Origin of the sequence: Nocardia sp. NPDC024068 (assembly GCF_040638875.1) — a bacterium.
Taxonomy (GTDB): domain Bacteria; phylum Actinomycetota; class Actinomycetes; order Mycobacteriales; family Mycobacteriaceae; genus Nocardia.
The window spans coordinates 16,971-30,023 of record NZ_JBEZYU010000010.1 but is presented as its reverse complement, the minus strand read 5'-3'; the positions used below and the strand labels follow the sequence as shown (position 1 = coordinate 30,023).

Here is a 13,053-nt window from a genome sequence, read left to right as displayed (position 1 = left end):
TGCGGTGCCCACTCGCGGCGCGCACCCACTCGGACCATAGGATAGAGACTCGTGACTCCAGCCGACCTTGCAGATCTCCTTCACGCGACGGCCGCGAAGGTATTGGCCGAACGCGGCCTGGACCCCTCGGTGCTGCCCGACAAGGTCGATGTGGAGCGTCCGCGCAACCCGGAACACGGTGATTACAGCACCAATGTAGCGATGCGTGTCGGGAAGAAAGCGGGTGCGAATCCGCGCGATCTGGCGGGCTGGCTGGCCGAGGCACTGACCGGAACCGATGCCGTGGCATCCGCGGAGGTCGCCGGGCCCGGATTCCTCAACATCCGGGTCGCGGCCTCGGCGCAGGGCGCGATCCTCGATCAGGTGCTGACCGCGGGTGTGAAATACGGCACCGCGGACGTCCTGTCCGGAACGAAGATCAATCTCGAGTTCGTCTCCGCCAATCCGACCGGTCCGGTGCACCTCGGCGGTACCCGCTGGGCCGCGGTCGGTGACGCGCTGGGCCGGATCCTCGCGGCGCAGGGTGCCGAGGTCACGCGGGAGTACTACTTCAACGACCACGGCGCGCAGATCACCCGATACGCGGAATCGCTGGTCGCCGCCGCCACGGGCGCGCCGACCCCGGAGAACGGCTACGCCGGCGCCTATATCGGTGAGATCGCCGACCGGATCGTCGCGACGCACCCCGAGGCGCTCGGACTCGACCCGCAGCCGCGCCTGGAACTTTTCCGCGCCGAGGGCGTGGAATTGATGTTCGCGCATATCAAGAAGACGCTGCACGAATTCGGCACCGATTTCGATGTGTACTACAACGAGAGTTCACTGTTCGCGTCCGGCGCCGTGGATCGCGCGGTGGAGGCGCTGAAGAATTCCGGCGACCTGTATTCCAAGGACGGTGCCTGGTGGATCGCCAGTTCGGAATACGGTGACGATCAGGACCGGGTGGTCATCAAAAGCGACGGCAATGCCGCCTATATCGCCGGTGATATCGCCTACCTGCAGGACAAGCGTGCGCGCGGTTTCGATCTGTGCATCTATATGCTCGGCGCCGATCACCACGGTTATATCGGCCGCCTGAAGGCCGCCGCGGCGGCCTTCGGCGACGACCCCGACAGCGTCGAGGTGCTGATCGGGCAGATGGTGAACCTGCTGCGCGACGGGGTCGCGGTGCGGATGAGTAAACGCGCCGGCACCGTGGTCACTCTCGACGATCTGGTCGAGGCCATCGGGGTGGACGCGTCCCGGTACTCGCTGGTGCGCAGCTCGGTGAATTCGAGCATCGATATCGACCTGGACCTGTGGACCAAACAGGACAGCATCAACCCCATCTACTACGTGCAGTACGCGCACGCCCGCGCGGCCTCGATCGCCCGCAATGCCGCCGAGTTCGAATACGACTCCGTGACACCGGACTTCGCGCTGCTGGACTCCGAGTTCGAGGGTGCGCTGATCCGGACCATCGGGGAGTTCCCCCGGGTGGTGGCGAGCGCGGCGACCCTGCGCGAACCGCATCGGATCGCGCGCTACCTGGAAGAACTGGCCGGCGCCTACCATCCGTTCCAGACCAACAAGGCCCTGCGGGTGCTGCCGCTGGGCGACGAACCCGTGAGCCCGGTCAACGCCGCCCGCCTCGTGCTGGTGAACGCGACCCGCCAGGTCCTGGCCAACGGCCTGGGTCTGCTCGGCGTCACCGCGCCGGAGCGGATGTGACCACCACCACCCGCTATCGCAACGACCGACTGTTCCGGCAGTGGGTGAGGAAGGGAGACCGATGAGCGTCCATCCGGCCGGGCCCCGGCACGCCATCCCGCACGCCCCGAATCTGCCGGAACGCCCCGCCGATCCGCGCCAGCTGATCGACCTGCCCGCGCAGGTGTGGCCGCGCAACGCCACCCGCGGCGCCGACGACGTGGTGCGCCTGGCGGGCGTACCGGTCACCGAACTGGCCGCGCAGTTCGGCACTCCGCTGTTCGTGGTGGACGAGGACGATTTCCGGTCCCGCTGCCGGGATATGGTGCGCGCGTTCGGATCCGATGCGCGAGTCCACTACGCCTCCAAGGCTTTTCTGTGCGGTGAGATCGCGCGCTGGATCCGCGACGAGGGGCTTTCGCTGGACGTGTGCTCCGGCGGCGAACTGGCCGTCGCGCTGCACGCGGGTTTCCCGGCCGAGCGCATCGCGCTGCACGGAAACAACAAATCCGTCGCCGAACTCGAGGCCGCAGTCGCGGCCGGCGTGGGCCATGTGGTGGTCGATTCGCTGATCGAGATCGAGCGGCTGGAAGCCGTCGCCGGAGCGGCCGGGGTGGTGCAGGACGTGCTGGTCCGCGTCACCGTGGGTGTCGAGGCGCACACCCACGAATACATCTCCACCGCGCACGAGGATCAGAAATTCGGTTTCTCGATTGCCGGGGGCGACGCCATGGAGGCGCTGGCCCGGGTTTTCGAGGCGGATAATCTGCGCCTCGTCGGGCTGCACAGCCATATCGGATCGCAGATATTCGAAATCGACGGTTTCGAAATAGCCGCGCATCGCATGCTGGGCCTGCTGCGCGAGGCGATCGACAAATTCGGCGTCGAACGGACCGCACAGATATCGCTGCTCGACCTGGGCGGCGGTCTCGGCATCTCCTATCTGCCCTCCGACGATCCGTTGCCGCTGGATCTGCTGGCCCAGAAGATGCGCGAACTGGTGGCCCGCGAGGCCGAACGGGCCGGGCTGCCGGTCCCGACCATCGCGGTGGAACCCGGCCGCGCCATCGCCGGACCGGGCACGGTGACCGTCTACGAGGTGGGGACCGTCAAAGACGTCTCCCTCGACGGCGGCCTGCGCCGCCGGTATGTCAGCGTGGACGGCGGGATGAGCGACAACATCCGGCCCGCGCTGTATCAGGCCGACTACCACTGCCAGCTGGTGTCACGCGGGTCCGAGACCGGACCGGTGGTGGCGCGCGTGGTCGGAAAGCATTGTGAGAGTGGCGATATCATCATCCGGGACACCTGGCTACCGGCGGATGCCGGGCCCGGTGATCTGCTCGCGGTGGCCGGAACCGGGGCCTACTGCTATTCCATGTCGAGCCGGTACAACATGCTGACCCGCCCCGCCGTCGTCGCTGTGCGCGACGGTGCGGCCCGGCTGATCCTGCGCCGGGAAACGGTCGAGGACCTGCTCGGTCTGGAGGTCTGATGGACGCGACGAAAGGAACGACCATGCCCGAAGTGACCGATGTGGTGGCAGGCCGATGGGGGCCCGATCGGCCGATCGGTATCGCAGTCCTGGGTATGGGCAATGTCGGTAGCGAGGTCGTGCGGATTCTGCGCGACCACGCCGACGATCTGCAGTCGCGCGTCGGTGCTCCGGTGACCCTGCGCGGGGTGGCGGTACGCGACCTCGACCGCGACCGGGGTGTGCCCGCCGAGCTGCTGACCACCGACGCCGAGGCCCTGATCGCCCGTCCCGACGTGGACGTCGTCGTCGAGGTCATGGGCGGGATCAACCCGGCCCGCGCCCTGATCCTGGCCGCGCTCAATGCCGGCAAATCCGTGATCACCGCCAACAAGGCCCTGCTCGCCGATTACACCGGTGAACTCGCCGCCGCCGCCGAACGCAGCCGCGCCGATCTGTACTTCGAGGCCGCCGTGGCCGGTGCCATCCCGGTGGTGCGGCCGCTGATCCAGTCACTGTCCGGCGACCGGGTCAACCGGGTGGTGGGCATCGTCAACGGCACCACCAATTTCATCCTGTCCGCCATGGACGAAACCGGCGCCGACTACGGCGAGACGCTGGCCGAGGCCACCCGCCTGGGCTACGCCGAAGCCGATCCGACCGCCGATGTCGAGGGCTACGACGCCGCGGCCAAGGCCGCGATTCTGGCCTCGCTGGCCTTCCACACCCGCGTGACCGCCGCCGACGTCTTCCGTCAGGGGATCTCCCAGATCAGCCCGGAGGACCTGGAGACCGCCACCGCGCTGGACTGCACCGTCAAATTGCTGGCGATCTGCGAGCGCGTCCCGGCCGGGCCCGGCGAGCCGACCGTGGCCGAGGGCGGTAAAGACCGGATCTCGGTGCGGGTGTATCCGGCGCTGATCCCGCGCAAGCACCCGCTGGCAGCGGTCACCGGCGCGTTCAACGCGGTGGTCGTCGAGGCGGAGAACGCCGGGCGGCTGATGTTCTACGGCCAGGGCGCCGGTGGGGCCCCGACGGCGTCCGCGGTGCTCGGCGATCTGGTGATGGCGTCCCGGAACAAGTTCTTCGGTGGCCGCGCGCCCGGAGAATCGGTCTATGCTCAGCTACCGATTGCGCCGATCGGTGACACACCCACCCGGTACCACGTGAATCTGCAGGTCGAAGATCGTCCCGGCGTGCTGGCGGCGGTGGCGGGTGAATTCTCCGACCACGGGGTCAGTATTTCCACGGTCCGCCAAGAGGGCCACGACGACAAGGCACGGCTGGTAGTCGTCACCCACCTCGCGACCGAATCGGCGCTCGCCGAGACCGTCGCGGACCTGTCGAATATGGAATCCGTCACATCTGTCACCAGCGTTCTGAGATTGGAAGGCACCGAAGAATGACCACTGCATCGCGCAGCGATTCCGCCAGGGGTGGCGGTGGGGCGACGGGCGGGCCCACCGGCGTCGCCCCGCAGGCCGGAGTGCACTCCCGCTGGCCCGGGCTGATCGCGGCCTACCGCGACCGCCTCGCGGGCGCGGCCGACTGGGAACCGGTCACCCTGTTCGAGGGCGGAACTCCGCTGGTGCCCGCACCGCATCTGTCGGAACTGACCGGCTGTGAGGTGTATCTGAAGGTCGAGGGCGCCAACCCCACGGGCTCCTTCAAGGACCGCGGCATGACCATGGCGATGACCGACGCCAAGTACCGGGGTCAGCAGGCCGTGCTGTGTGCCTCCACCGGCAACACCTCCGCGTCGGCCGCCGCCTACGCGACCCGGGCCGGGATGACCTGCGCGGTGCTCATCCCGCAGGGCAAGATCGCGATGGGCAAACTCGCCCAGGCGGTGATGCTGGGCGCGCGCATCATCCAGGTCGAGGGCAATTTCGACGACTGCCTGGAGCTCGCCCGCAAGGTGACCTCGGATTTCCCGGCCATCGGCCTGGTGAACTCGGTGAACCCGGCCCGGATCGAAGGGCAGAAAACGGCCTCCTTCGAGATCTGCGATGTGCTGGGGCGGGCCCCCGATGTGCACGCGCTGCCGGTCGGCAACGCCGGCAATATCACCGCGTACTGGCGCGGTTACCGCGAATACCACGCCGACGGTGTCACGGATTCGCTGCCGCGGATGCTGGGTGTCCAGGCCGCCGGTGCGGCGCCGCTGGTCAACGGTGCCCCGGTCAAGGAGCCCGAGACGATCGCGACCGCGATCCGGATCGGTGCCCCGGCCTCGTGGAACGGCGCCGTCGCCGCCAAGGAGGAGTCCGGTGGCGCGTTCCGCGCGGCCACCGACGACGAGATCCTGGAGGCATACCACCTGGTGGCGGCACGCGAGGGCGTTTTCGTGGAGCCCGCGTCCGCGGCGAGTGTGGCCGGTGTGCTGGCCGCCCACCGGGAGGGTTGGCTGGAGCCGGGACAGACGGTGGTCTGCACGGTCACCGGTAACGGCCTGAAGGATCCGGATACCGCCCTGCTCGGGATGCCCGAGGTCCAGGCCGTCGCCGTCGATCCGGTGGCCGTCGCCGCCCGTCTGGAACTGGCCTGATCTTGGATACTCGCGAAAGCCGGCTCGTGTCCCCGACCCTGCCCGCCGGAATCACCGTCTCGGTCCGGGTGCCGGCCTCCAGCGCGAACCTCGGACCCGGATTCGATTCCCTGGGCCTGGCCCTCGGGCTCTACGACGAGATCGAGGTGCGCAGCACCGATTCCGGTCTCACCATCCGGGTCGAGGGCGAAGGCGCCGACGAGGTGCCGTGGGGTCCGCAGCATCTGGTGGTCCGGGCCATCGAGCGCGGCCTCGAATCGGCCGGCGTCTGGGCCGACGGCCTGGACGTGGTGTGCCGTAACGCGATTCCGCATTCGCGCGGTCTGGGATCGTCGGCCTCCGCGGTGGTCGGCGGGCTCGCCGCCGGGTGCGCGCTGGCCGCGGAATTCGATGCCGCCCTGGCGGTGGACCCCGATCGAATGGTGCAGCTCGCCGCCGAATTCGAGGGACACCCCGACAATGCCGCGGCCAGTGTGCTCGGTGGGATCGTCGTGTCCTGGACCGAGACCGGGTCCGGTCCGGACAGCGACGATATCGCTCTGCCGCAGCGCACCTACCGGGCTGTACGCCTCGACGCGCATCCGTCGCTGCGTCCGGTGGTGCTGGTTCCGGAGGAGCGGTCCTCGACCGCGCAGACCCGCGGGCTGCTGCCCGACCTCGTCCCGCACCGGGACGCGGCATTCAACGTGAGCCGGGCCGCGCTGGCCGTGGTCGCGCTCACGCAACGGCCGGATCTACTGCTCCCGGCCACCGAGGACCGGCTGCATCAGACCCAGCGCGCGCCCGCGCTGCCGCTGACCACCACCTGGATCGAACGACTGCGTGCGGCGGGTATCGCGGCCACGGTCTCCGGTGCCGGGCCGACCATCCTTGCGCTGATGACCAGCGCTTTTCCCGATGAATTGCGGGCGCTCGCGGTCGCGGAAGGGCTGCGAGTCCTCGAGCCCGGCTTCGCCGAGGGCGTCCAGGTGGGCACCGCCGAAGGGGCCCGGATCGGCTGACGGGCGCGTCCGCCTTGCCGACCTTCGTACTTGCCCGCTATCCTGGGCAAGTCCGTACATCGCGCGCATCAGACGCCGGTGCTTCATCAGGGCAATCGCTCCAGCAGGCTCCAGGCTCGAGCCCTCATGCCATGGGGGTGCTGCGCAGCCCCGCAACTGGAATGATCTCTTCCACCATTAGATGAGCGGTGGCGAAGCACCCGGTCCCGGAGGGGCAGGCGATACGGCTACAAATCCGAGTCCGGCAGCGAGTTCGGGCTACGGAACGAAACCCTCGACACAGCACACGGCCATCGAGGGAAGGAAAGGATCTCCGTGACAGATACGGACCTGCTCGCGACACCCGGGGTGGTATCCGACTCCGAACCCTCGGGCAACCGCGAAAGTGACTCCGGACAGATTTCATCCAAGATGAGCGAAAATACCGACATCGGATCGGGGCTGACTGGAATGTTGTTGCCGCAGTTGCGCGCACTTGCAGGGGAACTCGGAATTCGAGGCACCTCCGGTATGCGCAAGGGTGATCTCATCGCCGCAATCAAGGAAAACCAGGCCGGCAGACCCGCCGCCGCGGAGCGTAGTACCCGCGCCAAGACTGCCAGAGAACGTAAAACCGCAGACCAGCCTGTCGAGGCCGGGTCCGCCGCGCCCGAGTCCGTCGCATCCGCCGCCCCGGTCGCGGCCGCCGTGGAATCCGCCGAGCAGAAGCCGGGCCAGGCGCCCGACGCCGCCGCGGGCAAGGACACTGCCGCCGACAACGCGGGCAAGGGCAGCCAGGGGGCCACCAACGGCACGGTCGTCACCAACGGCGCCGTCGCCGGGACCGAGCATGCGAACGACGGCAAGGCCGATTCGAAGGGCGCTGATTCCAAGAACGCCGATTCGAAGGACGATGCCAAGTCCGATTCCAAGAACGACGGCAAAGCCGATTCGAAATCCGGCGACGGCTCCGATGACGGCGGCCGGGATTCCGGCCAGCGCGGCCGCGGCCGGCAGCGTCGTGGACGGGATCAGCAGGGCAAGAACAACGCCGACCAGGGTGGCGACTCCCGCGGCGACGACGGGAAACAGGACGGCAAGGACGGTAAGGACGGCGATCAGGGTGACCGTCGCCGTGACCGCAACCAGTCCGGCCAGCAGGGCCAGGGTGGCGATCAGCGCGGCTCCGGTGGCAACCGGGGCGGCGACCGCGACCGTGGTGGCGACGACGAGGAAGGTGGCCGCGGCCGCCGCGGCCGCCGGTTCCGCGAACGGCGCCGGGGTCGTGATCGCGAGGCCGGCGGCGAAGCGCGCGAGCCCGAGATTCGCGAAGACGATGTACTCCAGCCGGTCGCGGGCATCCTCGACGTGCTGGACAACTACGCGTTCGTCCGCACCTCCGGCTACCTGGCCGGCCCGAACGACGTGTACGTGTCGATGAACCTCGTGCGCAAGAACGGCCTGCGCCGCGGTGACGCGATCACCGGCGCGGTCCGGGCCCCGCGTGACGGCGAGCAGAGCAATCAGCGGCAGAAGTTCGATCCGCTGGTGCGGCTGGATACCGTCAACGGCGCCGAGGTCGACGCGGCCAAGCGCCGTCCGGATTTCGGCAAGCTGACCCCGCTGTACCCCAACCAGCGGCTGCGTCTGGAAACCCTGCAGAACAAGCTGACCACCCGGGTGATCGACCTGATCATGCCGATCGGCAAGGGCCAGCGCGCGCTGATCGTGTCTCCGCCGAAGGCGGGCAAGACCACGATCATGCAGGACATCGCCAACGCGATCGCGATCAACAACCCCGAGTGCTACCTCATGGTTGTGCTGGTCGACGAACGTCCCGAAGAGGTCACCGATATGCAGCGGTCGGTGAAGGGTGAGGTCATCGCCTCCACCTTCGACCGTCCGCCGTCGGATCACACGTCGGTCGCCGAGTTGGCCATCGAACGGGCCAAGCGCCTGGTCGAGATGGGTAAGGACGTCGTCGTCCTGCTCGACTCGATCACCCGCCTGGGTCGCGCGTACAACAACTCCTCGCCGGCCTCCGGGCGCATCCTGTCCGGTGGTGTCGATTCCACGGCGCTGTATCCGCCCAAGCGGTTCCTGGGCGCGGCCCGCAATATCGAGAACGGCGGCTCGCTCACCATCATCGCCACGGCCATGGTGGAAACCGGATCCACGGGCGACACGGTGATCTTCGAGGAGTTCAAGGGCACCGGCAACGCCGAGCTCAAACTCGACCGCAAGATCGCCGAGCGGCGCGTGTTCCCCGCGGTGGACGTCAACCCGTCCGGCACCCGCAAGGACGAGCTCCTGCTCAACCCCGACGAGGCGGCGGTTCTGCACAAACTGCGCCGCGTGCTGACGGGTCTGGACTCGCACCAGGCGATCGACCTGCTGATCGACCGCCTGCGCAAGAGCAAGAACAACCTGGAGTTCCTGATGCAGGTCTCCAAGACCGCCCCCGGCGCCCTGGACGAGTAGGCAGTGTTCATGGCGGCGCCTCCGGCGCCGCGGGGTCGAGGCCCCCTGGTGTCTCGCCGTTCGGCGCCCGAGACTCGCGGCTTCGCCGCATGCGCTTCGGGCACCGAACGGCGAGACGGGCCTCGACCCTTCATGAACCTCGCTGAACTCGGCACCCTGCGGGTCGACCTTTTCGAAGGTCGACCCGCAGGTCGTTTCCGGAGTGGCCGCGACAGCGCGCGTAAGTGCCTGACGTGCTGGTCTCCCGGAACAAATGCAGGGGCGGGGGCGTTCTGGCAGGTATCGGCGGTTCTGGCATACTGGACAGCCGTGCGTCTGCGAATCACGCAGACAATCCCGCCTGAAGTCGGTTCCGGTTCACGTCCGAGGTATCGGACGACCCGGCGACCAATATCGAGAGGACATCCATGAAGGCAGGAATCCACCCGACCTACGTCGACACCACTGTCGTCTGCGGTTGCGGTAATACGTTCCAGACCCGCTCCACCAAGGAATCCGGGCACATCACCGTCGAGGTCTGCTCGCAGTGCCACCCGTTCTACACCGGCAAGCAGAAGATCCTCGACACCGGTGGTCGTGTGGCCCGCTTCGAGGCCCGCTACGGCAAGCGTGCCAAGAAAGCCGACGCCGAGTAGCTTTCCCGCCAACGCCCGGCCCTGCCTTCTGCGCAGGCCGGGCGTTGTCATTGGCGCGCTGGCGCGCGCGGGTTCGGGGCCCCCTTGTGTCTCGGTTCTTCACTCCCGCCGGTCGGTCGCTGCGCTCCCTTCCTCTGGTTGCTCCAGAACCGAGACGGGCCCCGAACCTTTGAGGTGGCCCGTTCGAAGGAGGCTTCGGCGCCCCGCCCGCCGGATAATCGGAACATCCGGAATCAGCCTGTAGGAGCCTTGTGATGGCCGAGAAAACCGCACCGTCCGTTATCGACGATGTGCTGGCCGAATACGCCGGACTGGAAACCCAGCTGGCCGACCCGGCGCTGCACAACGACCCGGGCGCCGCCCGCCGGGTGGGGAAGCGGTTCGCCGAACTGGCTCCGGTGATGACCACCTACAAAAAACTCACCACCGTCCGAGACGACCTGGAGGCGGCCCGGGAACTCGCCGCCGATGATTCGGCGTTCGCGGCGGAGGTCCCCGGCCTCGAAGAACAACTCGAGGAACTGGAAAAGCAGCTCGCCGATCTGCTGGCGCCGCGCGATCCGCACGACGGCGACGATGTGGTGCTGGAGGTGAAATCCGGTGAAGGCGGCGAAGAATCGGCGCTGTTCGCCGCCGACCTCGCCCGCATGTACATCCGCTACGCCGAACGCCACGGCTGGAAGGTCGAGGTGCTCGACGCCGCCATCTCCGATCTCGGCGGCTACAAGGAAGCGACGCTGTCCATCAAAAGCCGTGACGCCGCCCGCGACGGCGTATGGTCGCGATTCAAATTCGAAGGCGGCGTGCACCGGGTGCAACGGGTGCCGGTCACCGAATCCCAGGGTCGCGTGCACACCTCCGCGGCCGGGGTGCTGATCTACCCCGAACCCGACGAGGTGGAAGAAGTGCAGATCGACGAGAACGATCTGCGCATCGACGTCTACCGCTCCTCCGGAAAAGGCGGCCAGGGCGTCAACACCACCGACTCCGCGGTCCGGATCACCCACCTGCCGACCGGGATCGTCGTCACCTGCCAGAACGAACGCTCCCAGCTGCAGAACAAAGCCCGCGCGATGCAGGTGCTCGCCGCCCGGCTGCAGGCACTCGCGGAAGAACAAGCCGAACAGGAAGCGGCCCAGGGCCGGGCGAGCCAGATCCGCACGGTCGACCGCTCGGAACGCATCCGCACCTACAACTTCCCGGAGAACCGGATCGCGGACCACCGCATCGGCTACAAGGCGCACAATCTGGACTCGGTGCTCAACGGAGAAATGGACGCCCTCCTCGACGCCCTCGCCACCGCCGACCGCGCTGCCCGGATGAGGTGAGTGTGTTTTTGGCGCGCCTCCGGCGCGCGGGGTTCGGCCCTCCTGAGCGTCTGCTGTCAGCCCTCGAGCCACGATATGTCACCTCCAGCCTGCGCCACGGCGAAGCCATGCTCGAGACCACCCGAGCCGCCGCATCGCATCGAATCCTGGAAACCGCCGACATCAACGAGGCCGCCACCTCGCGGCGATAACCACAACACCGCCGGCTCCGGCCGGACAACTCCGGTACTCGCGGCCGTGACTCGCAGCGTTCGGTGGCGGTCCGACGTCCGGTGCTCAGTTCCGGACTTGATCGTGGTTGCCGGCGAAGTCCAGGAAGCGGGGGATCACCACTTCCTGGTTCGCCCACAGCAGGTCGTGTCCGATCCCCGGGTAGATCTGCACGTCGACCGACGGGATGTGTTGCCGGGCGCGGGCTGCCCCCAGTTCGGGATCGTTGACCACCGTCTCGGCGCCGAAGAGCACCAGGGTCGGCGCGGTGATGGCTGCCAGCTCTTCGTCGGTGAGTACCCGGTCCCATGGCATCCCGGTCCGGAATTTCAGGCTCGCCATCACCATCGCGAACTCCTCGTCTGTGAGCTGCGCGCGAGGGGTCAGCCAGGCGTTGAGCTTGCGCATCCGTTCGGGGGTCGGGCGCAGGCCGGCGGCGAGGAATTTGAGGAGCAGGCTCCATTTCGGTTTGGCGAAGGTGGCCCCGCCGGGTTCGAACATGGTGAGGCTGGCCAGGCGGTCGGAGTGGTAGACCCCGACCATGATGGCCATCCAGGCGCCCAGAGAATTGCCGGCCAGGTGGACTCGATCTTCACCGAGTCCGTCGAGGGTCTCGACCACCCACTTCGCTACGTCGGCGCCGTCGCGCACGGGCGCGGTCTGTACGCAGCGTCCCGGCCATCCGATGACGTCCGGCGTGTACACCACGCGCTCGCTCGCGAAATCCTCGATGAATCGCTGCCACACCAAGCCGTTGCCCGAGGTCCCGGGCAGCAGCAGGATCGGGGCACCCTTCCCGCTTCCGGACTTGCGTACACGCGTTGTGCCGAAAGACGTTTCGACGTCAACGACGGTCGAAGGGATCGGCCACCGCTGTGCCCACGCGTCGTAGATACGCAGAAAGTCGGCTTTCGCCTCCTCGCTGGTGAATCGCCCGATCTTCGGCATGAGCTCACTCCTTCAAGTTTTTATAGTATGAGCATACTATGTTAAATAGTACAGGCATACTATGAATCCGGAAGTTCTGCACATCCCGACAAGGAGCGAGCCGGTGCCACGATTGGTCGACCACGAACTGAGGCGGCGGCAGATCACCGGCGCGGTGCGGCGACTCATCGTCCGCGGCGGCCTGGAGGCGGTCACCTTCCAATCGGTCGCCGCCGAAGCGGGCTTTTCGGTGAGCCTGGTGCAGTATTACTGCGGCACGAAGAAGGACCTCCTCCTCGCGACCCATCGGTCGGTCATGGAGAACGTCGGTACCCGATTCACGCAGCGCTGGGCCGCTTTGGGTGAGGACGTACTGCCCCGCGAAGCTATTCGCGCAGTGCTGACCGAACTACTTCCCCTCGACGAGCAGCGCCGGGAGGAGACCATCGTTCTCGGAGCGTTCGGCACGGGATCGGTCACCGGCCAAGGCATCACCCCTGAGGAAACGCTTACGGCAGCGCGGCTGCTGGTCTCCATTGTCGCCGATCAGCTCGTGCGAGCCGACCATCTCGAACCTCCGGTGCACCGAATCGATCTCATCGCCGAGCTCATCACGGCATCCATCGCCGGGATAGCCCAGGGCATGATCCAAGGCCACGGGACGTCCCGGCTGGCGCTCGAACTCGTCGACCAGCAACTCGACCTCGTCCTCGGAAGTAGTCCCCGGAAGCCCTCCGAGTCACAGGAACTCTGCACGTGAAGTAAGGACTGCCCGCTTCGG

At 67.5% G+C, this 13,053-nt stretch carries 10 protein-coding genes; 9 read left to right on the top strand and 1 reads right to left on the bottom strand.

The window, feature by feature from the left end; translation table 11 throughout:
• The first annotated feature begins 51 nt into the window (after positions 1-51).
• The 8 genes from argS to prfA all read left to right on the top strand — a co-directional run bounded on the left by argS (position 52) and on the right by prfA (position 11,135).
• A complete protein-coding gene (argS, locus tag AB0F41_RS12045) occupies positions 52-1,710 on the top strand; it encodes an arginine--tRNA ligase (RefSeq protein WP_357422821.1) in 1,659 nt (552 codons plus the stop codon).
• A gap of 61 nt (positions 1,711-1,771) precedes the next feature.
• Positions 1,772-3,184 carry a diaminopimelate decarboxylase gene (gene lysA, locus AB0F41_RS12040; protein WP_357422819.1) on the top strand — a complete coding sequence of 471 codons (1,413 nt, stop codon included), beginning with the start codon at positions 1,772-1,774 and terminating at the stop codon, positions 3,182-3,184.
• Between the two features lie 23 nt (positions 3,185-3,207).
• Entirely contained in the window at positions 3,208-4,569 is a 1,362-nt protein-coding gene (locus tag AB0F41_RS12035; protein WP_357422817.1) for a homoserine dehydrogenase, read from the top strand.
• Positions 4,570-4,649: 80 nt separating this feature from the next.
• Positions 4,650-5,711: a threonine synthase gene (gene thrC, locus AB0F41_RS12030; RefSeq protein WP_357423000.1), complete on the top strand. Its 1,062-nt coding sequence runs from the start codon at positions 4,650-4,652 to the stop codon at positions 5,709-5,711.
• Between the two features lie 26 nt (positions 5,712-5,737).
• Complete coding sequence (thrB, locus tag AB0F41_RS12025) at positions 5,738-6,712, top strand: homoserine kinase (protein WP_357422815.1); 975 nt, start codon at positions 5,738-5,740, stop codon at positions 6,710-6,712.
• A gap of 411 nt (positions 6,713-7,123) precedes the next feature.
• Positions 7,124-9,172 carry a transcription termination factor Rho gene (gene rho, locus AB0F41_RS12020; RefSeq protein WP_357422998.1) on the top strand — a complete coding sequence of 683 codons (2,049 nt, stop codon included), beginning with the start codon at positions 7,124-7,126 and terminating at the stop codon, positions 9,170-9,172.
• Positions 9,173-9,579: 407 nt separating this feature from the next.
• Complete coding sequence (rpmE, locus tag AB0F41_RS12015; protein ID WP_327148199.1) at positions 9,580-9,807, top strand: 50S ribosomal protein L31; 228 nt, start codon at positions 9,580-9,582, stop codon at positions 9,805-9,807.
• 254 nt (positions 9,808-10,061) lie between these two features.
• A complete protein-coding gene (gene prfA, locus AB0F41_RS12010) occupies positions 10,062-11,135 on the top strand; it encodes a peptide chain release factor 1 (protein WP_357422813.1) in 1,074 nt (357 codons plus the stop codon).
• Positions 11,136-11,411: 276 nt separating this feature from the next.
• Here prfA and AB0F41_RS12005 read toward each other — a convergent pair whose 3' ends face one another.
• Positions 11,412-12,293 (bottom strand): alpha/beta hydrolase, encoded by an 882-nt coding sequence (locus tag AB0F41_RS12005; RefSeq protein ID WP_357422812.1) that lies wholly within the window; start codon positions 12,291-12,293, stop codon positions 11,412-11,414.
• Between the two features lie 103 nt (positions 12,294-12,396).
• Here AB0F41_RS12005 and AB0F41_RS12000 point away from each other — a divergent pair, with 103 nt between their 5' ends.
• Positions 12,397-13,032, top strand: coding sequence for a TetR/AcrR family transcriptional regulator (locus AB0F41_RS12000; RefSeq protein ID WP_357422811.1), 636 nt, complete (start codon positions 12,397-12,399; stop codon positions 13,030-13,032).
• Positions 13,033-13,053: the final 21 nt, after the last annotated feature.